We start from the raw sequence: 21,430 nt of genomic DNA, 5'->3' as shown, positions 1-21,430 counted from the left end.
GGAAGATGGCATCGCCACGTTCAATCGAGCATCGCCGCGGCGCGGTCATCTGGGGGCTGGGCCTGACTCAGATCATTGGCTACGGCACCCTGTACTACAGCTTCAGCATCCTCGCGCCCGAGATGGCCAAAGACCTCGCCTGGACACAGGAATGGGTGTTTGGCGTTTTCTCCGCTTCCTTGTTGATTGGCGGGCTCGCGGCCCCGGCCATCGGCCGGCGCATCGATCGCCATGGTGCGGGTTCCATGATGGCCCTCGGTTCCGTTGTCGCCGCGGGGGCTCTGGCCCTCTGCGCGATCGCACCGAGCCGCATACCCTTTGTTGCGGGCATGGTCGCCATGGAAATCGCGTCGGCCTTCGTCCTCTACAGTGCGGCATTCGCTGCCTTGGTACAGATCACGCCACGGACAGCGCAAAAGAGCATCACCCACCTGACCCTGATCGCTGGCTTTGCGTCGACCCTCTTCTGGCCGATCACCACGCAACTCCACCAGTATCTTTCATGGCGGGAAGTCTACCTGGCGTTCGCGGCGCTCCATCTCTTCGTCTGCCTTCCCATCCATTTCTGGCTGGCGCAGGCGATGAAGGCCGAACGGAACGGGACCAGCAAGGATGATGCGAAAAGCCGGTCCAAGGTGGACGGCAGCGTGGCCTCCTGGGATCGTCGGAGAGCGTTTGCCCTGATGGGGCTAGGTTTTGCCCTCGAAGGTTTCGTCCTCTCGGCACTGCTCGTTCATATGGTCCCGCTCCTCACCGCCGTCGGGCTGGGTGCAAGCGCGGTGCTGGTGGGAACGCTGTTCGGTCCCTCCCAGGTGCTCAGCCGCTTCATCAACATGCTCGCCGGTCGCGGTCTCTCCCAACTGGTCCTGGCGGTCATCTCTGCCACGCTCTTGGTGGCAGGGCTGTCTGCTCTGCTGACAACCGCCCCGTGGATCTACGGCGCGGTGGCGTTCGCCATCCTTTTCGGGCTGGGGTCAGGTCTGACGAGCATCGTGCAAGGGTCCCTCCCTCTGGCCCTGTTCGGGTCCGAAGGATACGGAACGCTCTTGGGAAAGATTTCCGCGATCCGGCTGATCGTCTCGGCGCTCGCACCGTTCCTGTTTTCGGTGCTGATGGCCCGCGTCGGGACCTGGTCGGCCCTGTCCGTGGCCATTGTGCTCGGAATTGGAGCTGGCATCGCCTTTGCGACCACCGGGCGAAGCCGCCGTTCACCGGAACTGGTACCGGAAACGTAAGGTAAAGAAGCTCCGGTCAGCTGCGAGGTTCGGTTGCCGGCCTTCGCTGGACATCCTGTTCTGCATGTTTGGAAGAATGGTGGGCCCGGAGGGACTCGAACCCCCAACCAAGCGGTTATGAGCCGCCGGCTCTAACCATTGAGCTACAGGCCCCACGCGCGCTGGATAGTGGCTTTTTCGGGCGGAGACAAGCCATCTTCGCCACGCGCTTGCGCTCCGCCGCAATCCACCCATAATCCGCCCCTATTCGGCATGGCCGGAAGGGCCATCCAGATGGAGAATATTATGAATCGCAAATACATAGCGCTCGCTCTCGCGAGTGCTCTCGCGCTTCCCGCGGCCGCCGCCCGCGCCGAGACCCCGCCGCCGCCGCGCATCATCGTCACCGGCGAAGGCGAAGCCACCGTCGCGCCCGACCTGGCGCTGCTCTCGCTGTCGGTGATGCGCGAGGCCAAGACCGCGCGCGAGGCGCTCGACGCCAACAACGACGCCATGGCCGCCGTCATCGCCGCCATGAAGTCGGCCGGCGTCGAGGACCGCGACCTGCAGACCGCCGGCATCCAGATCGCGCCGCGCTACAACTACACCAACAAGCCCGACGGCACGCAGACGGCGGAACTCGTCGCCTACCAGGTTACCAACACGCTTTCGGTGCGCATCCGCGACGTGGCCAAGACCGGGGAGATCCTCGACAAGTCCGTCTCGCTAGGCGTCAACCAGGGCGGCGGCATCACCTTCGCCAACGACAACCCCTCCAAGGTGATCGCCGAGGCGCGCAAGCGCGCGGTGGCCGATGCCATCGACAAGGCCAAGGTGCTCGCGGCGGCGGCGGGCGTCAGCCTCGGCCGCGTCCTCGAGATCGCCGACCAGTCCTACGCTCCCCCGCCGATGCCGATGCAGGCCAAGAGCTTCGACAGCGCCGCCGGTGCCGCCCCCGTGGCGGCGGGCGAGAACAGCTACAAGGTCCAGGTCAACGTCACCTTCGAAATGAAGAACTGACGGACGCGGGCCGGGCATCGCCCGGCTGCGCCGCCAATCGCTGCGCCCAATCGGTGGCACGACGAAAAACCCCGGAGGCCAGGCCTCCGGGGTTTTTTTGGAGCCGCACCCGTCCGTCGGACGGGGACTCCCGCTACTCCAGGCCGGGAACGGCCTTACCAGCGCACGACCGGGCAGTTCGGGGCGCGGGCGAAGGTCACGTAGATGCGCTCGCCATACTTGCGGCCGCGCACGGTGATGGTGCGGCGGTTGACGTCGTCGATGCGGGCGCGGCGGATGCCCATGCGCTCGGCCTTGTCGAGAGCGCGGTCGGGCGTGCAGCGGCGATCCCAGCGGCGGTCGTTGCGGCTGTAGTCCCAGCGGCCCTCACCGCGATTGTCCCAGCGGCCGTTGCGATAGTCGTCGCGATAGCCATCGCGGTAGCCGTCCTGGACATAGACGCCGACGCGCGGCTCGCCCTGGCCGAGGTTGAGATAGAGCCCGTCCGCCTGGGCGCTGGCCGGGATGGCGGCCAACGTGCCGAGGCCGACGAGGGCGGAAATGGTGGCAGTCTTGATCTTGTTGAACATGGTCGTCTCCTTAGGGGGCCGTCAAACCTTCTTCGCCTGAGCGATGGGCACACCATGCCCCACCCAAGCTGAACCGATCTCGAACCTGGCGTTCATCTTCGGTTCATCCGGTAACTATCTGGTTTTCCTACTTTTTCCTTTGCAAGAGAGGTTTCCGCCCGGCCCGCCCGGTGGTTGCCTGGAGAATGATCCGGCGCCTGGTTCGCCCAGAAAACGGTTATGGTTCGCCCTCGAGCACGTGCTCGAAATAGTCTTCCGGCTCGGCCAGTTCGTCCTCCGAGGCCGTCAGCCTGCCGCGTACCGACATGCCGGCCGCGTGCACGGTCTCCCGGCTGCCCGAGACGAGGTGGTGCCACCAGTAGAGGTCGCGGCCCTCCGCCACGAGGCGGTAGGCACAGGTGCTCGGCAGCCAGCTGATGGTGCGCACGTTCTCCGGCGTCAGGCCGACGCAGTCGGACACCTTGTCGAGCCGGTTGGCATAGTCCCGGCAGCGGCAGGTGGCGCCGTCGAACAGGCGGCAGCCGACGCTGGTCCAGTAGATCTCGCCGGTGTCCTCGTCCTCGAGTTTCGACAGGCAGCACTTGCCGCAGCCGTCGCAGAGCGATTCCCATTGAGCCGGGCTCATCTCCTCCAGCGGCGTCGTCTTCCAGAAGGGCTCTTCCATGGCCCGGCATTTGGCGCGGCTTGCGGGCCACGTCAAGCGCCGACGGAGGGCGGCAGCCGTCGCCAAGCGCGGAAAACCACGATATTGCCATCTTGCTGTCGGGCTAATGCCGGGAAGCGATGCGAGTGCGGCCCGGACGGAACCATAAGCGGTTCCATATGTTTGGGCGTGGACGGGACCCGATACGAACCCGATATGAGGAGACTTCCAACGATGAAACGCCAGTCACGGATTCTCGCAGGCACGGCCATCGGCCTGTTCATGGCGTCAGCGCCGCTGGGCGCGATGCCCATGGTCGAGACCGCGGCATCCGGCAGGGCTTTGCCGCTGATTCGGGTGCAGGTCGAATGCCAGGAAGGCGAGTCGGCTGAAGCTTGCGCCGCCCGCGGCGCCCAGGAAGCCGCCCCCGAGCAGCCGCGCCGCAAGAAGCGCCAGGCCGAGGAGCAGCAGCAGCAGGAGCAGGCAGCGCCGGAGGCCGAACCGCAGCCGCAGCAGGCCGAGGAGCCGCAGCCGCGCCGCAAGCAGAAGCGCCAGGTCGAAGAACAGCAGCAGCAGGAGCAGGCGGCACCGGAGGCCGAACCGCAGCCGCAGCAGGCCGAGGAGCCGCAGCCGCGTCGCAAGCAGAAGCGCCAGGTCGAAGAACAGCAGCAGCAGGAGCAGGCGGCACCGGAGGCCGAGCCCCAGCCGCAGCAGGCCGAGGAGCCGCAGCCCAGCCGCAAGCAAAAGCGCAAGGTCGAGGAACTGCAGCAGCAGGAGCAGCCGGCGATCCAGGCCGAGCCGCAGCCGCAGCCGACAGAGGAGCCGGCAAAGCAGGCGGAAGAGCCCGCAAAGCAGGGCGAGGAGCCTGTGAAGAAGCGCAAGCTGCGCGCCCAGGAACAGACACCGGCGGAGCAGCCGGCCGAACAGGCTGAAAAGCCGGCCGAGGCGACGCCCCTGCCCACCACCCCCGAGGCCCCCGCGGGCGAAGCTCCGGCGCAGGCCGAGAAGCCCGCCGGGCCGGGTACCGAACAGCCGGTCCAGGCCGAGAAGCCCGCAGAGGGCGAGCAGAAGCCTGTCCAGCAGGGCGAGGCTCCGGTGAACCCGAACGAGGCGCCGCTGCTCGACAGCCAGAAGGAAGCGCCGCCGCCCGCCCAGGCCGGTGGCGAACAGCCGGCGCAGGAAGGAAAGCCGCTGCGCAAGCTCAAGCCCGGCCAGCAGCCGGCGCAGCAGGAGCAGCCCGCCGAGCAGACGGCGCAGCCTGCGCCCGTCGACCTCGGCCCGCCGCCGACCGACGACAGGCAGGCCCAGGAGGCCGCCCAGCCGGTCGAGATCAAGCCGGTGACGGCCGAACAGGGCACGCGCCTCGAGCGCGCGCCCGAAATCGACCTGCGCCGCCGCCCGCGGCCCGAAGGCACCGAGGTCGTGCGCGAGATCGGCGACCGGCTGATCATCGAGATCAACAACCAGATCATCGTCGAGAGCAACGACCGGCCGCGCCTGACCCGCAACGCGCAGGACGTCTACTATGAGGAACTGCCAGGCGGCCGCACCCGCGAGGTGATCATCCGCGACAACGGCAACCAGATCATCACCATCCGCAACCGCTATGGCGACATCGTGCGGCGTTCCCGCATCACGCCCGACGGCCGCGAATACGTGCTGACCTATGTCGACGACCGCTACTACGAGGAGATGGACGAGTGGCGCGATCCGGGTCTCGACCTGCCGCCGCTGGAGCTGCACATCCCGCGTGACGAGTACATCCTCGAGGCCGAATATGTCGACGATCCCGACGCTTACTACGACTTCCTCGAGCAGCCGCCGGTGGAGCGCGTCAAGCGCCTCTACTCGGTCGACGAGGTGAAGCGCTCGGCCCGCGTCCGCGACATCGCCCGCCGCATCGACCTCGACACGCTGACCTTCGAGTTCGGCTCGGCCTCGATCCCCGAGAGCGAGGTCACCAAGCTCGAGGGCGTCGCCAACGCCATGGAGCGCATGCTCAAGAAGAACCCGGCCGAGACCTTCCTCATCGAGGGCCACACCGACGCCGTCGGTTCGGACGTCGCCAACCTGGCGCTTTCCGACCGCCGCGCCGAGGCCGTGGCGGACGCGCTCACCAACGTCTTCGGCATTCCGCCGGAGAACCTGTCGACGCAGGGTTACGGCGAACGCTACCTCAAGGTGAAGACCGAGGCGCCGGAGCGCGACAACCGTCGCGTCGCCATCCGCCGCATCACGCCGCTGGTGGCGCCCATAGCCAGCGCCAACTGAGGCACCGACGTCCGGCCCGCCACCCGGCGGGCCGGACGGGGTCTCCATGCCCCCGCATCGGGCGCGATCGGGCCAATTGCCCGGCTTTTGCCATTGAATCGCTGGATTTCGATGCCAAATACATAGCTGACGTGGTTCCCTGCCCCGTCAGTCTCCATCCAAGGAGACACGGGCCCGGCCGAAATCCCCCCTCCAGCGGCCGGGCCTTGTTTTATCCGGACGCCCGTTGCATTGCTGCGGCCTCAGCCTGAATTGCAGGATTTCGGCCGCGGCCGGCCGCTCCGAAAGAGACCGCACCTCCATCTTCATCTCATCTGCCACCAGCGAGGCTGCCCTGCGCTTGTTCGGATATCTCCTGTTTGCCGCAGGGCTCGTGATCTGCGCGGCGACCTTCGTCGGATGGGTCTGGCTCAACGCGTTCGCCTGCGGCATGATTCCGACCGGCTGCCGCGGTTTCCGCCTGCGCTGGGAAGACAGCGAGGCCTTGGCCTACTTCATTCCGCCCTTCATCCTCGGAGTCATCGTTGCAGTTGCCGGCTTGGCGACTGTGATCCGACACCGGAAAGTCTAGGCAGCCGCAGCGCCAGGCCGCCGTCGCGCTACACCGGCACCACCTCCGGTGCGTAATGCGCCAGGAACGCCTGGCTCGGCGGGATCGGCTTGATCACGTCGATCAGCACGCCGTTGGGGTCGCGGGTGATGAAGTGGCGCTGGCCGAACTCCTCGTCGCGCAGCGAACGCAGGATCGGCAGGCCCGCCGCCACGAGGCGATCGTGGACCGCATCGACGTCCTTGACCTCGAAATTGATCAGGAGCCCGCCGGCGCGCCCCCGCCCCTCCTCGGGGATGGTCTCGTGGTCGCCGTCGACGATGCCGAGATTGACGCGCTTGTCCTCGGTCGAGCGCAGGTGCACGTACCAGTCGCTCTCAAACAGCGGCTCGAAGCGGAAATGCTCGACATAGAAGGCGGCGGTGCCGGCCACGTCGCCGGTCATCAGCACGGGATAATAGCTCGTCGTCCGCATGGCTTTCCTTCTCCTCGCAATAAACATACAATCTGCATGTGGATTCAATTAACATACAGGCTGCACGTATGCAAGAGAAGCTGGAGCGGCGCTCGAACCGCGACCGCACGGAGGCGATGCGGGCGCTGCTGATCGAGACGGCGCGCAAGCTCTTCGCCGAGAAGACCTATGCCGAGACCGGCACTCCCGAGATCGTGGCGGCCGCCGGCGTGACGCGCGGCGCGCTCTATCACCATTTTGCCGACAAGGAGGCGCTGTTCCGCGCCGTGGTGGAGCAAGAGGCGGCGACCGTCGCCGCGGAAATCGAGCGCGCGGCGCCCGACGAGATCGGCCCCCGCGAGGCGCTGCTTGCCGGCAGCCGGGCCTATCTCGAGGCGATGCGGGCGCCCGGACGCACGCGGCTGCTGCTGCTCGACGGACCGGCGGTGCTCGGCCGGGCCGGCATGGACGAGATCGACGGCCGCCACGGCAACCGCACCCTGCGCGAGGGGCTGGCGATGGCCATGCGCGCCGGCGCGATGCGCAGGCTGCCGCTGGCGGCGCTCACCGGCCTGCTCGCCGCGGCCTTCGACCGGGCAGCGCTCGCCATCGACGCCGGCGCCGCGGTCGCCGAGCAGCTCGAAGCGATCGACGCCCTGGTCGGCGGGCTGATGGTGTCTTGCAAATCCTGAAAGCAAAAAGGCCCGGCAGGATGGCCGGGCCGTCTCCTGAGCATGCCCGCGGCGTTCAGCCGAACATGCGCTCGCCCTGCTCGTCCACCAGCTGCCGTCCCTTGGTCAGCGACACCTCGACGGCGTCGTCGAGCGCGGCGAAGCGGTCGGCGCGGATGAACTTGTGTTCCTTGACGACGCCGCCGACCTCCTTGGAAACCACACCGCAGGTCTGGAACTGGCCGCCTTCCTTGTAGGGCGTGGCCTTGATGGAGAATCCCTTGTACTCGATTTCCTTGGCCGCGGCAGGCGCCTGGGCTTCGGCTCCGCCGCCTCCGCCGAACAGCCTCTTCAAGAACGACATGTCATGTTTCCCGTTGTATTTCCGGACCTTATTCGCTTCCCCTCGCGCCGTCGAGCGGTTTGGTCCGCCAAGGCACGTGCCCATCTTGGAGGTCGGCCAATGCCCCTCTCCGCCACGCTCGCTCGGCACCCCTCACCAGAGGCGGGGGAAGGCGCCGGGCCTGCCGTCCTCTCCCCCGTCGATCGGGGGAGAGGTGGTTTGCGAAGCAAACCGGGGGGCGACATGCATCGTTTGTGAATTTGTTGTCCGCTCCGCCCCTCTAGCCCAGCGAGGCGATGATTTCCCGGTAGGCCAGTTCGGGGAAGGCCTTCAGCGTGCGGGTCCGGATGTTGCCCGCCTGGCCGAGTATGAGCGCGAAGCGCGCCACCACCGCGTCGTCCGGCGCCTCGGCCACCGCCACCATGTCGCACTCGCCCATGGTCAGGTAGAAGGCCTTGAACGACCCGCCCATGTCGCCGAGCAGCTTCTTGGCCGCGTCGAGCCGCTTCGGCGACGCCTTGACGTCGCGCATCCCCTGGTCGGTCCAGTTGATCAGCATGATGTAAGTGGTCACAGCACACCTCCCTCCGGCGCCACGGAGCACGGCACAATGCCGGGGCGGGCATCCGGGGTCGTCGCCCTCAATGCATCCGACGGTGGGAGTATCCTCCCCTGCCGGGCCATCGGCAAGGATGGTGCCGGTTCAGCGCTCGGTCAGCGCCAGCTTGGCCCCGAGCGCCACGAAAGCCGCGGCGAAGCTTCGCCGCATCCAGGCCATCACCCGCGGGCTGCCCGTCACCTTGTCGCGCACGGCCGCCGCGCAGAGGCCGTAGATGGCGAAGATCACGAAGGTCGCGAGCATGAACACGCCGGAGAGTTCGAGCATGCGCCCGAGCACGTTGGCCTCGCCGGGCGCGATGAACTGCGGCAGGAAGGCGACGAAGAAGATCGACAGCTTGGGGTTGAGCAGGTTGATCAGCACGCCGTCGACCAGCACCTGGCGGGCACTGCGGCTGTCCGGGCGGGCGTCGATCTTGAGCGCGCCGTTCTCGCGCAGGCTCTGCCAGGCCATGTAGATGAGGTAGGCGACGCCGGCATATTTGACAATCTCGAAGGCAAGCGCGCTGGCGTGCAGCAGTGCCGCCAGGCCGGTCAACGCGGCGACCAGATGCGGAACGATGCCCAGCGTGCAGGCGAAGGCCGCGAGCACGCTCGCCTTGCCCCCGCGCGAAAGCCCGGCCGCGAGCGTATAGACGACGCCCGTCCCGGGCGAGGCGACGATGATCAGCGTGGTCAGCAGGAACTCGATCGACATGGCGGCTTGCTCCCCCTCTTTCCGGTCGGACCATAGGTGAATGCACGACGCTGCGGAAGCCACCCGATTTCCGACGACGCAGCGCAGCCCGCCGGATGCCCGCGAACCGGTCGAACAACGCGCCGCCGCGCCCTAGCTATGAACAGGGAGCGCGCAACAACGGAGGTAGCGATGGTTCCCTCGCCCAGGCTGGCTCTGGTCGCCATTACCGGAACGATCGTCATGTTGGCCCTCGCCATCCTCGGCGGAGGCGGATTCGCGGCCTTCTTCTCCAATGCGGCGCGCAGCGCGGCTGCCGTGCTGACCGTCATCCTCACCGTGATTGCCCTGTTCAGCGGCGGCAACCTGAGCCCGGGCGAAGAGGAGGACCGCTCCAACCGCTGGGTGCTCGCCGCCTTCGGCGTGCTCGGCCTGCTCGGCGCCTTTGTGCCTGCCTACACCGATCGTATCGATTTCTGGACGATCGACGGCGAAGCCGTGCGCTGGACCGGCATCGTACTCCTGCTCGGCGGCAGCCTGCTGCGGCTCTGGCCGGTCTTCGTGCTCGGCGAACGATTCAGCGGGCTGGTCGCCATCCAGCCCGGGCACGAACTGGTCACCACCGGGATCTACGGCGTGGTCCGCAACCCGAGCTATCTCGGGCTTCTGATCGGCGCGCTCGGCTGGGCGCTCGTCTTCCGCTCCGGTGTGGGCGTGCTGATCGTCGCGCTCAACCTGCCGCCGCTGCTCGCGCGGATCGCCTCCGAGGAGCGCCTGCTGCGCCGGCATTTCGGCAAGCAGTACGACGACTATTGCAGGCGCACCTGGCGCCTCTTTCCGGGCCTCTACTAAAAGGCGCGAGCCAGGTCGGCCTGCCAATAAAATCGGCTATCCCGGAACCTTTTTCGCAACGAGGCAGTTTGGCTGCAAGATCAACCTGCAGGAAAATGCCATGAAAAGCCAAGATCATTCCACGCAGAACTACCTTCGTCTTCTGGCGATGGCCGCCCTCTCCTACGTCGCCATGTTCATCCTCATGTACGCCATGGTGAACACGTTCGGAGACGTCTTCGTCAACTTCAACCAGTTCTACATGGCCGCGCTGATGGTCTTCCCGATGGTGCTGATCGAACTCGTGCTGATGCGTGCCATGTATGCCAGCCGCGCGTTGAACCTCGCGATCGCAGCCTTCTCCGTCGTCGGCTTCGCCGCGGCGTGGTTCATGATCCGCGACCAGACGGCGATCGCCGACGTGCAGTTCCTGAAGTCGATGATCCCGCACCACTCGGGCGCCCTGCTGATGTGCGAGAACGCCAAACTCAGCGACCCCGAAATCACAGCCCTGTGCAACGACAACATCCTGCCAAGCCAGCAGGCCGAGATCGAGCAGATGAAGCGGATCCTTGAGCGGCTTGAAGGCGCCTGAGCGCCCGAGCAAAGGGCCCCGGATGGTGCCGGGGCCTTTGCGAGAGCCGCGAAGTCGGCCGCGGCCGTAGGTCAACCCGGCATCGGCCCGACATAGATCGAGGCCGGGCGCAGCAGCCGGCCGGTACGCTGCTGTTCCAGTGCATGCGCGACCCAGCCGGCCGTGCGGCCCACCGCGAAGACCGGCGTGAAGGCGTCGCGGGGAATCTTCAGGGCGCCGAGCAGGATCGCCGTATAGAACTCGACATTGGTATCGAGCCGCCGGCCCGGCTTGGCGCGGGCGAGCGCTTCGCGGGCATAGGCCTCCACTTCTGCGGCAAGCCCCAGATCCATTCCCTCGGAGCCAAGCGTACCCACCGCGCCCTTCAGCACGTCGGCGCGCGGGTCGCGCACCTTGTAGATCCGGTGGCCGAAGCCCATCAGCCGGTCGCCGCGCGCAAGGGCCGCATCGATCCAGGGTGCGATCTGGTCGGCGCTGCCGATCGCCTCCAGCATGTCGAGCACCGGCGCCGGCGCGCCGCCGTGCAGCGGGCCGGAGAGCGCGCAATAGGCGGCAGTGACGGCCATGAAGAGATCCGCCTGCGTCGATGCGACGACGCGCCCGGCGAAGGTGGAGGCGTACATGCCGTGGTCGCTGACCGTGACCAGATAGGCGTCGAGCGCGGCGGCTTCCGCCGCACTGCCCGGCGCGCCGCGCAGCATGCTCAGCAGGTCGGCGGCCTGGCCGAGCTTCGCATCGGGTGCGACGGGTGCGAGCCCCTCGGCCCGGCGCGCAAGCGCGGCCGCATGCACCGGCATCGCGCCCAGCAGCATGACCTCGTCGGCAACCCCCTCCTCGCGGTCGAGGGCCGCGACCGCGGCGCGAAAACCGGCGCCGAGCGGCAGGCCGTCCGTCACCGGCAGGATCTTCTCCAGCCGCGCAAAGGCGCGGACACGGGCTTCACCGAGCATCTCCCGCAGTTGGTCGGCGGCGACTTCCGTCCCGGCCGCCGCAAGCAGGCGCGCGGCCACGCCCTCGAAATCCGTCTCGTCGGCCAGCGCCGCCACCCGGCTGCCGGCGATGATCAGTTCGCCGCGCTCGCCGTCCACATGGGAAAGCGCGGTCGCGGCTGCGGTCACCCCGTCCAGTCCGGCGGTGGTTTGATGAAGTGTCATGGTCTGCTCCCTGTTGCGTCGCAACAAGGATGAGCCCCTTTTCATATTGATCAATCTTGAATAGCTTGATCAATATGAAAAATCCTGCGGAACCGCTCTATCTCTCGGCCCGCGAGGCCGCCGGCGAACTGGCCGTGTCGCCGGCCACGCTCTACGCCTATGTCAGCCGCGGCCTGATCCGCTCGGAACCGTCCGACGACGCGCGCGCCAAGCGCTACCGAGCCGACGACGTGCGCGCCTTGCTGGCGCGGCGGGCGCCGGCCAGCGCGGCGCGCGGCGGCGAAGCCGAGCCGCCGGTGCTCGACTCCGCCATCTCGACCATCACCAGCGAAGGGTCGATCTACCGCGGCGTCCACGCCGTCGCCCTGTCCGAGCACGCCACCCTGGAACAGGTGGCGACACTTCTGTGGGACATCAGCGGCGCCGATCCCTTCGCGGCCGACAACATGCCGGTGATGAGCGAGACCATGCGTACCGTCGCGGCGGCGACGGCCGGCGAAGCGCCGATCCCCCGCGCGATCGCGATGCTGGCGCTGGCGGCCGGCAGCGACCCCCGAGCCTTCAACCGTTCGCGCCAGGGTCGCGCCGAGGTCGGCGCTCGGGCCATGCGCCTGCTGGCCGCGGGCATTCTGGGCACCAGCCCCTCGCCCGCCCCGGTCCACCGCCAGGTCGCGGCGGCCTGGGCAAGCGGCCATCCGCATGCCGAGTCCGTCTTTCGCCGCGCCCTGGTCCTGCTTGCCGACCACGAGCTCAACCCCTCGACCTGGACCGTGCGCTGCGCCGCCTCCACCGGGATCAACCTCTACGATGCGCTGATCGCGGGCCTGGTGGCGCTCAAGGGCCCCAGGCACGGCGGCGCCGGACCGCTGGCCGCCCATATGGTGGCGAATTTCGCGGTGACCGACGTCGCCGCCAACATCCGCGAGCGTGTCGCCATCGGCGACCGCATCCCCGGCTTCGGCCACACCGTCTACCACGACGGCGACCCGCGCGCCGACAGCCTGCTGGCGACGCTGGCCGAAGCCGGCGCCGACAGGCGGCTTGCGGTGGAGGCGCCGGCCCTCATCACCGAAGCCACCGGCCTCCACCCCAACATCGACTATGCACTGGCCGTGATGGTGCGGACGTTCGGCCTGCCGATCGGCCACGAGACGGCGTTCTTTGCCATCTCCCGATCCGCCGGCTGGGTCGCGCATGCCATCGAGCAACTTACCTCGGAGACGCTGATCCGCCCGCGCGCCCGCTATGTCGGCCCGGCGCCCAGCCGCGCCGGCGGCATTTCCTAGACTAGCGCCAAGACAAATCGGCGCGCCGAGTCTGCCGGCCGGTCATCCCGCCGCCATCGCCTGGTCGTCCGAGTTCTTGAGGCTCGCCAGCATGTCCTCTGCCACGTGCCGCCAGCTGCGCAGGCCGGGCCTGGCCTCGGCGATCCGCTTTTGCAGCTCCCGACGATAGTTCTGGTCGCCACCGAGCCGTTCGAGCAGCCCGGCCAGTTCCGCGGGCGAGTCCGGGTCGAAATAGACCGCCAGGTCGCGGCCGACCTCCGGCAGGCTGGATGAGGGCGCAGCGAGCACCGGCGTGCCCAGCCACAAGGATTCCCCCAGCGGCAGTCCCCAGCCCTCGAGCCGGCTCGGCATCATCGTCGCCAGGGCGTTCCGGTAGAGTTCGATGAGATCCGCCTGGGACGGGTTGTCGATCAACAGCACGTGCGGGGCCAGTGCCGAGTTCAGCCCCTTCTTGAGGTCGACCACGGTTCGCCGCCGGGTGGCTCCGGCGATGACCAGCAATGGCGGCTTCTTGCCCTGCTCCATCAGCATTCTTTGCGCCGCAAGCACGACGTCGAGGTTCTTGCGCCCGAGCGTGATGCCGACGCCGAGCACATAAGGGCGGCCGGGCAGCGTGATGGTGGGGGCCTCGCCGTCCGGTCGGCATTCATGCGCCAGCGGCACGACCGACAGGCGCGGCAGCGACGGCAGCAGGCCCTCTTCGACCTTGGCGACGAGGTCGGCGGCGGTGAATTTCGAATTTGCCATCACATGGCTGGCGTGCCTGATGACCTTGTTGTTGTCGGCATGGAATTTCGTCTGGAACGAATTCGGGTTGGGATGGAAGTCGTGCAGCGGAATGCAATCGTGCAGCAGCACGTGAAAGCGCGTGTCGGACCCGCTCGACAGCAGGCAGTCAATGATGTCGACCAGGAGTTTCGGCCGTCCGGCCGAGATCAGGATCCCGCCGCGCAGCTCGATCGGCTTGAAGCGCGACGCCAGCCTCCGCAGCTTGTAGCGGTTGACGACCCTGACGCAATTGCTGACGACGGCAGCAAGAACCCTGTTGGCCAGGCTCCTGCCTTCCTTCGGGCCGTGCAGCCGGAACGGAAGCGACCGCTGCGGGAGTTCGAGATCGACCAGGCCGTTGTGCGAAGCCTTGCCGAAATTGGGCTCGATCTCGAAGAAGCCGCGTTGGGTTTCGTCATAGATGACGAAGACTATGCCCCGGTTCAGGCGATGAAGCTCGTAGGCGATCTCCGCCACTACCCTGGCGATTCCGTAGAATTTGAGCCTGCCGCGGGTCAGCAGATACAGCTCGCTGAGGTCGTAGTAGATCGGGGGCATCGAGGAGGTCTGACCAGGCTTGCTTGAAAATTCAAAAAAAATGGCCGTCCCGGAGACGGCCACTTCTTTTGCAATCGACCTCAGCTGTCGAGGAAGCTGCGCAGCTTGCGGCTGCGGCTCGGATGCTTGAGCTTGCGCAGCGCCTTGGCCTCGATCTGGCGGATGCGCTCGCGGGTGACCGAGAACTGCTGGCCCACTTCTTCGAGCGTGTGGTCGGTGTTCATGCCGATGCCGAAGCGCATGCGCAGAACGCGCTCCTCGCGCGGGGTCAGCGAGGCGAGCACGCGCGTGGTGGTCTCGCGCAGGTTCGCCTGGATCGCCGCGTCGATCGGCAGGATCGCCATCTTGTCTTCGATGAAATCGCCGAGGTGCGAATCCTCCTCGTCGCCCACTGGGGTTTCGAGGCTGATCGGCTCCTTGGCGATCTTCAGCACCTTGCGCACCTTCTCGAGCGGCATGGCGAGCTTTTCGGCCAGTTCTTCCGGCGTCGGCTCGCGGCCGATCTCGTGCAGCATCTGGCGCGAGGTCCGGACGATCTTGTTGATCGTTTCGATCATGTGCACCGGAATGCGGATGGTGCGCGCCTGGTCGGCGATCGAACGGGTGATCGCCTGCCTGATCCACCATGTGGCATAGGTCGAGAACTTGTAGCCGCGGCGGTACTCGAACTTGTCGACCGCCTTCATCAGGCCGATGTTGCCTTCCTGGATGAGGTCGAGGAACTGCAGGCCGCGGTTGGTGTACTTCTTGGCGATGGAGATGACGAGGCGCAGGTTGGCCTCGACCATTTCCTTCTTGGCGATCGCTGCCTCGCGCTCGCCCTTCTGCACCTGGTTGACGATCTTGCGGAATTCCAGGATCGAGATCGCCGTTTCGGTGGCGAGGTTCTGGATCTCGGCACGCAGGTCGCGGATCGCGTCCTTCTCGTTCTTGGTGAACTCCTTCCAGCCGCGGCTGGACAGGTTCGAGATCGAGCGGATCCAGTTCGGGTCGAGTTCCGAACCCTGGTATTCGCGCAGGAACTCCTCGCGGCGCACGCCATAGCTTTCGGCGAGGCGCAGAAGCTTGCCCTCGTTCTGCACCAGGCGCTTGTTGATGTCGTAGAGCTGCTCGACCAGCGCCTCGATGCGGGCCTGGTTGAGCGACAGCGACTTCACCGCCTTGATGAGTTGGTCCTTCAGCTCCTTGAGGCGGCGGTCCTGGCTCGGCGACAGCGTGCCGGCAGCGGCGAGACGGTTCTCGACCTGCTGGTCCTGGAGTTTCCTGAGCTTCTTGTAGGTGTCGGCGATGACGTCGAGCGTCTCCATCACCTGCGGCCGGAGCTCTGCTTCCATGGCCGCCAGCGACAGGCTGGCCTCGTCCTCGTCCTCTTCCTCTTCCTCGCCGCGATTGTCGCCGCCGACATTGGTGATGTCGTCTTCCTCGTCGCCGCCGCGGCGGCGCGGCTTCTCGTCGACCTTCGGCTTGGCGTCTTCCTCGACGCGCTCGACCACGGGCGCCTGCTTGCCTTCAGGGCCGGCATAGGTCGCCTCGAGATCGATGATCTCGCGCAGCAGGATCTTGGCTTCGTTGAGCTCGTCGCGCCAGATGATGATGGCCTGGAAGGTCAGCGGGCTCTCGCACAGGCCGGCGATCATGGTCTCGCGGCCGGCCTCGATGCGCTTGGCGATGGCGATTTCGCCCTCGCGCGACAGAAGCTCGACCGAACCCATCTCGCGCAGATACATGCGCACCGGGTCGTCGGTACGATCGGTGGGCTCTTTCTTGGTCGTGGTGGTGGCGACCGCCGTGCCGGTCTGTTCGGCGAGTTCGTTGGCGTCTTCTTCCGAATCGCCTTCGGCCTCGGCCTCTTCGCCCTGCTCGTCGTCCTCGACCACGTTGATGCCCATGTCCGAGAGCATCGCCATGGTGTCTTCGATCTGTTCGGAGGTCACTTCCTCCGACGGTAGTACCGCGTTGAGCTCGTCCATGGTGACATAGCCGCGCTTCTTCGCGAGCTTGATCATCTTCTTGACAGCGTCATCGGAAAGGTCGAGCAGAGGGCCGTCGGTTGCGCCCTCGCGTTCGGTTTCGACCTCTTCCTTTTCTTTTGTCGCCATTCTTCGCTTTCTCCAGGCGGCCCGTCAGCCGCTTAAACCCTCGGACAGTGCAAATCAGATGCGCTCATCCAACCTGCGCCTGAACTGCCAGTAGCTGCACCTGTGTTAAGTCCAGATTAACCCTGATATCTGTGGCGGAGTCTCTTCCTGTCCAGTGACAAGCGCCCAATCCGCATTTTCAGGCCATCGACACGATCGGCAGCCTGGCTGCCGGTTAACTTTTCGAATCGACCTGATTCCGTCATTCCGGCGGAAGGTCAAGCGCCTCTCGCATGATTCGCCTCAAAAAGGCGAATCATTTGCGGTCTGGACAGGTTCCCGCCTCAGTTCCGCCCGGTTCGGCCGGACGACACGCCGAAGCCTTCGATAAGCGCCTCGGTTGCCTGCACGTCGCGAAACTGCGCCTGGATCTCCACCAGATGCCGATAGTTCTCGTCAGTGGGATCAGTGGCCAGGGCGGCTTCGGCCTGTTTCAGCTCCTTATGTAAGGTGCGGGCGCTGCGGTGCAAGTGCAACGCCTGCGCGAAGGCGTCGCGCGCGTCCTCGATCGCGGCATCCTCGAGCGCCGTCCACTGGCGCGCCTTGCGCACCAGCGCCACCGCCCGCTCCCAGATCTCGGTGCAGCCGGCACGTCCGATGGCGCCCACGACCTCGTCGCGGTTGTCGGCCTCGTGATGGGCCATCGCGTCGATGAGCACCGAATGGAGCTGCCTGAGCTCGGCATTGCTGAGGTCGAGCCGTTCGACGTGGTCGAAGTTCTCGTCGATCAGCATCGGGTGGTTGGCAAGCGCCACCACCAGGCAGGTCTCGCGCAGCGGCATGGTCGCCCCGGCCCGCTTGACCATGGCCGAGCGCGCCAGGCTTTCGGATACGGCGAGCCTGCCGGCCGCCTGGCCGCCACCGCCCTTGCCCCACTGGCCGCCACCGCCCTTGCCGAACGAACCCTTGCCGCGCTCGCCCTGCCCCTGCTGGCGGCCGCGCTGGCTGCCGAAGAAGCTCTGGACGCGGTCGCGCATTTCCTGGCTGTAGTGGAAGCGGACGCTCTCGTCCTTGATGCGGCTTGTAAGCTCGCGCAGCGTCTTTTCGAGCTCGGCGCGGCGCTCCGGCGTGTCGAACACGCCGCCCTGCGTCTCGCGCATCCAGATGAGGTCGGCGAGCGGCCGCGCCGCCGCGAGCACGGCGCGGAACGCCTCCGGCCCCTCGGCCTTGACCAGGTCGTCAGGGTCCTTGCCCTCGGGCAGCAGCGCGAAGCGCGCCGTGTGGCCCGGCGCCACCAGGGGCAGCACCATGTCGGCGGCGCGATAGGCAGCCTTGAGGCCGGCCTTGTCGCCGTCGAAGCAGAGCACCGGCTCGCCCGACATGCGCCACAAGAGTTCCAGCTGGTTTTCGGTCAGCGCCGTGCCGAGCGGCGCCACCGCGTTGTCGAAGCCGGCCTGCGCGAGCGCGATCACGTCCATGTAGCCTTCGACCGCTATCACCGCCCCGCCCTTCTGCAGCGCCTTGCGGGCGCGGGCGAAGTTGTAGAGCACGTTGCCCTTGTGGAAGAGTTCGGTCTCCGGCGAGTTCAGATACTTGGCCGAGACCTCCGCCGACATGGCGCGGCCGCCAAAGGCGATGATGCGCCCGCGCGAATCCGGGATCGGGAACATGATGCGGTCGCGGAAGCGGTCGTAGGACACCGGTACGTCCTCGAACACCGTCAGCCCGCAGGCCTCCATCTGCACTTTTTCGATGCCTTTCGCGGCAAGGAACTCCTTCAGCGCGTTGCGGCTGTCGGGTGCATAGCCGAGCCGGAACGATTGCTGCGTCACAGGCGTCAGCCCGCGGTCGCGCAGATACGCGCGGGCCTTGGCGCCGTCGGCGCTCTGCAGCCGGTCCTCGAAGAACTTCGTCGCCAGTTCCATCACGTCGGTCAGGCTGGCGCGCTCCCGGTCGCGCCGCTCCTCCTGCGCGTCGCGCGCCGGCATCGGCACCCCTGCCATCTCGGCGATGCGCTCCACCGCCTCGGGGAAGCTCAGCCCGTCGAGTTCGGAGAGGAAGCGGAAATGGTCGCCGGTGACCCCGCAGCCGAAGCAATGGTAGCGGCCCTTGCGGTCCTCGCAGTGGAAGGACGGCGATTTTTCGCCGTGGAACGGGCAGCACGCCCAGTAGTCGCCGCGCGAGGCATTGGTCTTCTTGCGGTCCCAGGTCACGCGCTGGCCGATCACGGCCGAAATCGGCACGCGGTCGCGTATCTCGCTCAAGAATCCGTCGGAAAAGCGCATCGGGCCCTGCTTGGTTCACCCTCATATAAGCAAGGCCATGCGCGCCAGCGACCCCTATTCGCGCCCATGCCCGGTTTTCACAGGCAAGGGGGATCACCGTCCTGATTGCGTCAGCCGCGGGCCGCGACGGAACCGCAAGCTATGTCACGCGTCTTTACATCTGGAATACAGCTCTTGCAGCAATTGCACACGCGTGCAATATGGACGTGAAATATTATCCGGCTAATCTAATCACCATGGATATGACAGTGATTCGCCACAGTGCCCGAACCCTTTTGCGCGGCAGCTCGCCTGCAGCGAGGTGTGCCCCATGAGCGGCTCGCTGGTCCTGCTGCATCTCGCCGGCGCCGTCGCGCTGCTTCTGTTCGCCACCCGCATGGTGCGTACCGGCGTCGAGCGCGCCTATGGCGACGTGCTCCGCCACCGGCTGCGCTCGATCCTGCGCAACCCGTTGCTCGCCATTGCCGCCGGCGCGGCCCTCGCCATCTCGCTGCAGAGTGCCACCGCTGTCGCCCTCATCGTCGGCTCCTTCGCCGGTTCCGGCATCGTCGGCGGCACCGCCGGCCTGCTTGCGGTCCTCGGCGCCGATGTCGGCTCGTCGCTGGTGGTCAAGCTGCTCAGCTTCAATCTCAGCCTGCTCGTGCCGCTCTGCCTGGTCGTCGGCACGGCGCTGTTCATGTCCACCGAGCGTCGCAATCTCTTGCAGCTCGGGCGCATCCTGATCGGCGTAGGCCTGTTGATTCTCTCCTTGCGCCTGATCGGCGAAGCCTCTGAACCGCTTAGGCAAAGCGCGCTCCTGCCGGTCATCATCAACTACCTGTCGGGCGATCCCTTCACCGCCTTCCTGCTCGCTGCGGTGATGACATGGCTGTTCCATTCCAGCGTCGCGGCGATCCTGCTGGTGACCGCCCTTGCCGCCCGCGGGCTGGTGCCGGTGCCGCTCGGGCTGGTGCTGGTGCTGGGCGCCAATCTCGGCGGCGGCATCATCGCCGCCATGCTGTCGCGCGCCGCCACCCCCAAGGCGCGCACCGTGCCGCTCGGCAACCTCATCATGCGCGGCACGGGGGCGATCATCGCGCTGGTCGCGCTCACGCTTTTCGCTCCGCCGCTCGATCTTCTCGGCAGCACGCCCGCGGCACAGCTGATCAACGGCCACATCGCCTTCAACCTGACGCTCGCCATGCTCGGCATCCCGCTCGCCGGTTTCGTCCACGGCCTTGCCGAGAAAATCGTCGCGATGGGCACCAAGCCCGACGCCGCCGAAGAGATGGCGATCGCCGAACTCAGCGCGCTCAACGAAAGCGCCCTCGACATCCCCTCGCAGGCGCTGGGCAATGCCACGCGCGAGGTGGTGCGCGTCTGCGAGACCGTCGAGATCATGCTCCAGCGCATCATCGAGCTCTACCAGGACGCCGACGAGGACAGGATCAGGGCGCTGGCCTCGCTCGACGACCGCGTCGACCGCAAGCACGCGGCGATCAAGCTCTACCTCGCCAAGGCCACCATCCGGCCGATGACGGAGGCCGAGGCGCTGCGCTGCCAGGAACTCATCGGCGCCTGCGTCAAGCTCGAGCAGGTCGGCGACATCATCGTCCGCAACATGCTTGTCCATGTCCGCAAGAAGCTCGAGCGCGGCCTCGACTTCACCGACGAGGGCTGGCGCGAGCTCTGCGCCTTCCATGCCGCCGTGCTCGCCAATGCGCGGCTTGCCTTCAACGTGCTGGTGTCGCGCGATCCCGACACCGCCCGTCAGATCGTCCAGGAAAAGGACCGCCTGCGCGATCTCGAAAAGAAGTCGAGCCAGAGCCACTTCGTCAGGCTGCGCGAGGGAACGGCCAAGAGCGTCGAGACCAGCTCCATCCACCTCGACACCATCCGCGACCTCAAGCAGATCAACTCGCTGCTCGCCTCCATGGCCTATCCGGTGCTGGAGGAGCAGGGCCTGCTGCGCGGCTCGCGGCTGAAGGCGAGCTGAGCTGCGAGGCATCGCTTCTCCACTGTGGGAGAAGGTGCCCCGAAGGGGCGGATGAGGGGCGCCGGACGGAGTGCAGCGCCTCCGGGTCCCGGCTGAACCCATTCACTGCCCCCTCATTGCTTCCAACACCCCTCATCCGTCTCGGCGCTGCGCGCCGACCCACCTTGTCCTTCAGGGAGAGAAGGCAAGCAGCGCCCCAAAAGGAAACGCCCCGCGCTGCATGGCAGGCGGGGCGTCAGGCTTGCAATTACGGAAGCCGTCGCTGCTACTGCAGCAGTTCCTTGACGATGCCGCTGGCCTTGCCGAAATCCATCTGGCCCGGGTAGCGCTCCTTGAGCGCGTTCATGGCGCGGCCCATGTCGCGCAGGCCCTCGGCGCCGACCTCGGCGATCGCCTTCCTGGCCGCCTCGCGCACCTCGTCCTCACCCATCTGCTTGGGCAGGAATTCGGAGATGATGACGCTTTCCTCGCGCTCCTGCGCGGCCAGTTCCAGCCTGTTGCCATCTTCGAAGGCCTTGGCCGATTCCTGCCGCTGCTTGACCATCTTGGTCAGGACCTGGAGGATTTCCTCGTCCGAGACCGGCTCCTTGCCGGCGCCGCGCTGGACGATGTCGCGGTCGTGGATCGCAGCCTGGATCAGTCTTAGCGTCGACGTCCGGCGCTTGTCGCCGGCCTTCATTGCGGTCTTCAGCGCCTGGGCGAGCATCTCGCGCATGGCAGTCACTCCTGGATGGTGTCGCAGACAATAGCGCCGATCTGCCACACCGGCAAACCCAATGACAACCGCCAACTTGCTGTTTTTTATAGAGAAAATTATTCATCACGAATTCCGCCGCGGTCATTGACCCAAAAGCGGCCTTCGCCTATTGTC

Annotated in this window: 20 protein-coding genes and 1 tRNA gene; 9 read left to right on the top strand and 12 right to left on the bottom strand. The window is 66.7% G+C overall.

All coding sequences use genetic code 11. The features are described from left to right. Positions 1–5 precede the first annotated feature (5 nt). Entirely contained in the window at positions 6–1,235 is a 1,230-nt protein-coding gene (gene arsK / locus PV773_RS18610; protein ID WP_347967785.1) for an arsenite efflux MFS transporter ArsK, read from the top strand. Between the two features lie 77 nt (positions 1,236–1,312). On the opposite strand, the gene PV773_RS18605 is transcribed toward arsK, so the two are convergent. Further along, positions 1,313–1,388: transfer RNA gene (locus PV773_RS18605), tRNA-Ile, on the bottom strand. A gap of 132 nt (positions 1,389–1,520) precedes the next feature. Here PV773_RS18605 and PV773_RS18600 point away from each other — a divergent pair. Next, positions 1,521–2,234 carry an SIMPL domain-containing protein gene (locus PV773_RS18600; protein WP_347967784.1) on the top strand — a complete coding sequence of 238 codons (714 nt, stop codon included), beginning with the start codon at positions 1,521–1,523 and terminating at the stop codon, positions 2,232–2,234. Positions 2,235–2,389: 155 nt separating this feature from the next. Here the strand turns inward: PV773_RS18600 and PV773_RS18595 are convergent, their stop codons facing one another. Continuing rightward, positions 2,390–2,803 carry a hypothetical protein gene (locus PV773_RS18595; protein WP_347967783.1) on the bottom strand — a complete coding sequence of 138 codons (414 nt, stop codon included), beginning with the start codon at positions 2,801–2,803 and terminating at the stop codon, positions 2,390–2,392. Positions 2,804–3,020: 217 nt separating this feature from the next. Further along, a complete protein-coding gene (locus tag PV773_RS18590; RefSeq protein WP_347967782.1) occupies positions 3,021–3,467 on the bottom strand; it encodes a YcgN family cysteine cluster protein in 447 nt (148 codons plus the stop codon). Positions 3,468–3,680: 213 nt separating this feature from the next. On the opposite strand from PV773_RS18590, the gene PV773_RS18585 reads away from it, so the two are divergent. After that, positions 3,681–5,717 carry an OmpA family protein gene (locus PV773_RS18585; protein WP_347967781.1) on the top strand — a complete coding sequence of 679 codons (2,037 nt, stop codon included), beginning with the start codon at positions 3,681–3,683 and terminating at the stop codon, positions 5,715–5,717. Positions 5,718–6,057: 340 nt separating this feature from the next. Further along, positions 6,058–6,288 carry a hypothetical protein gene (locus PV773_RS18580; RefSeq protein ID WP_347967780.1) on the top strand — a complete coding sequence of 77 codons (231 nt, stop codon included), beginning with the start codon at positions 6,058–6,060 and terminating at the stop codon, positions 6,286–6,288. Between the two features lie 28 nt (positions 6,289–6,316). Here PV773_RS18580 and PV773_RS18575 read toward each other — a convergent pair whose 3' ends face one another. Then, a complete protein-coding gene (locus tag PV773_RS18575) occupies positions 6,317–6,742 on the bottom strand; it encodes a VOC family protein (RefSeq protein WP_347967779.1) in 426 nt (141 codons plus the stop codon). 68 nt (positions 6,743–6,810) lie between these two features. Between PV773_RS18575 and PV773_RS18570 the strand changes: the two genes are divergently transcribed. Continuing rightward, complete coding sequence (locus PV773_RS18570) at positions 6,811–7,413, top strand: helix-turn-helix domain-containing protein (protein WP_347967778.1); 603 nt, start codon at positions 6,811–6,813, stop codon at positions 7,411–7,413. A 55-nt stretch (positions 7,414–7,468) separates the two neighbouring features. Here PV773_RS18570 and PV773_RS18565 read toward each other — a convergent pair whose 3' ends face one another. The 3 genes from PV773_RS18565 to PV773_RS18555 all read right to left on the bottom strand — a co-directional run bounded on the left by PV773_RS18565 (position 7,469) and on the right by PV773_RS18555 (position 9,050). After that, positions 7,469–7,756 (bottom strand): HlyU family transcriptional regulator, encoded by a 288-nt coding sequence (locus PV773_RS18565; protein ID WP_347967777.1) that lies wholly within the window; start codon positions 7,754–7,756, stop codon positions 7,469–7,471. Positions 7,757–8,015: 259 nt separating this feature from the next. After that, a complete protein-coding gene (locus PV773_RS18560; RefSeq protein ID WP_340038195.1) occupies positions 8,016–8,309 on the bottom strand; it encodes a GYD domain-containing protein in 294 nt (97 codons plus the stop codon). 129 nt (positions 8,310–8,438) lie between these two features. After that, the gene (locus tag PV773_RS18555) at positions 8,439–9,050 is read right to left on the bottom strand and encodes a LysE family translocator (RefSeq protein ID WP_347967776.1); all 612 of its coding nucleotides are present in this window, start codon (positions 9,048–9,050) and stop codon (positions 8,439–8,441) included. A 171-nt stretch (positions 9,051–9,221) separates the two neighbouring features. On the opposite strand from PV773_RS18555, the gene PV773_RS18550 reads away from it, so the two are divergent. Further along, the gene (locus tag PV773_RS18550) at positions 9,222–9,881 is read left to right on the top strand and encodes an isoprenylcysteine carboxylmethyltransferase family protein (RefSeq protein ID WP_347967775.1); all 660 of its coding nucleotides are present in this window, start codon (positions 9,222–9,224) and stop codon (positions 9,879–9,881) included. Between the two features lie 100 nt (positions 9,882–9,981). After that, positions 9,982–10,455, top strand: coding sequence for a DUF305 domain-containing protein (locus PV773_RS18545; protein ID WP_347967774.1), 474 nt, complete (start codon positions 9,982–9,984; stop codon positions 10,453–10,455). A 71-nt stretch (positions 10,456–10,526) separates the two neighbouring features. On the opposite strand, the gene PV773_RS18540 is transcribed toward PV773_RS18545, so the two are convergent. Next, a complete protein-coding gene (locus tag PV773_RS18540) occupies positions 10,527–11,609 on the bottom strand; it encodes a citrate synthase (protein WP_347967773.1) in 1,083 nt (360 codons plus the stop codon). Between the two features lie 74 nt (positions 11,610–11,683). Between PV773_RS18540 and PV773_RS18535 the strand changes: the two genes are divergently transcribed. After that, on the top strand, positions 11,684–12,895 hold the full coding sequence (locus PV773_RS18535; RefSeq protein WP_347967772.1) for a citrate synthase family protein: 1,212 nt from the start codon (positions 11,684–11,686) through the stop codon (positions 12,893–12,895). 42 nt (positions 12,896–12,937) lie between these two features. On the opposite strand, the gene PV773_RS18530 is transcribed toward PV773_RS18535, so the two are convergent. The 3 genes from PV773_RS18530 to dnaG form a co-directional block, all read right to left on the bottom strand. Beyond that, positions 12,938–14,221 carry a glycosyltransferase gene (locus tag PV773_RS18530; protein ID WP_347967771.1) on the bottom strand — a complete coding sequence of 428 codons (1,284 nt, stop codon included), beginning with the start codon at positions 14,219–14,221 and terminating at the stop codon, positions 12,938–12,940. 80 nt (positions 14,222–14,301) lie between these two features. Beyond that, positions 14,302–16,320 (bottom strand): RNA polymerase sigma factor RpoD, encoded by a 2,019-nt coding sequence (gene rpoD / locus PV773_RS18525; RefSeq protein WP_347967770.1) that lies wholly within the window; start codon positions 16,318–16,320, stop codon positions 14,302–14,304. A 323-nt stretch (positions 16,321–16,643) separates the two neighbouring features. Beyond that, positions 16,644–18,584 (bottom strand): DNA primase, encoded by a 1,941-nt coding sequence (gene dnaG / locus PV773_RS18520; RefSeq protein WP_347967769.1) that lies wholly within the window; start codon positions 18,582–18,584, stop codon positions 16,644–16,646. Positions 18,585–18,894: 310 nt separating this feature from the next. Here dnaG and PV773_RS18515 point away from each other — a divergent pair, with 310 nt between their 5' ends. After that, positions 18,895–20,559, top strand: a complete 1,665-nt coding sequence (locus PV773_RS18515) for a Na/Pi cotransporter family protein (RefSeq protein WP_347967768.1) — start codon at positions 18,895–18,897, stop codon at positions 20,557–20,559. 265 nt (positions 20,560–20,824) lie between these two features. On the opposite strand, the gene PV773_RS18510 is transcribed toward PV773_RS18515, so the two are convergent. Next, positions 20,825–21,274: a GatB/YqeY domain-containing protein gene (locus PV773_RS18510; RefSeq protein ID WP_347967767.1), complete on the bottom strand. Its 450-nt coding sequence runs from the start codon at positions 21,272–21,274 to the stop codon at positions 20,825–20,827. Positions 21,275–21,430: the final 156 nt, after the last annotated feature.

The sequence above is a fragment of the Mesorhizobium sp. CC13 genome (assembly GCF_039907765.1).
In the GTDB taxonomy this organism is placed as follows: Bacteria; Pseudomonadota; Alphaproteobacteria; order Rhizobiales; family Rhizobiaceae; genus Aminobacter.
This window is presented reverse-complemented; position numbering and strand designations above follow the sequence as displayed.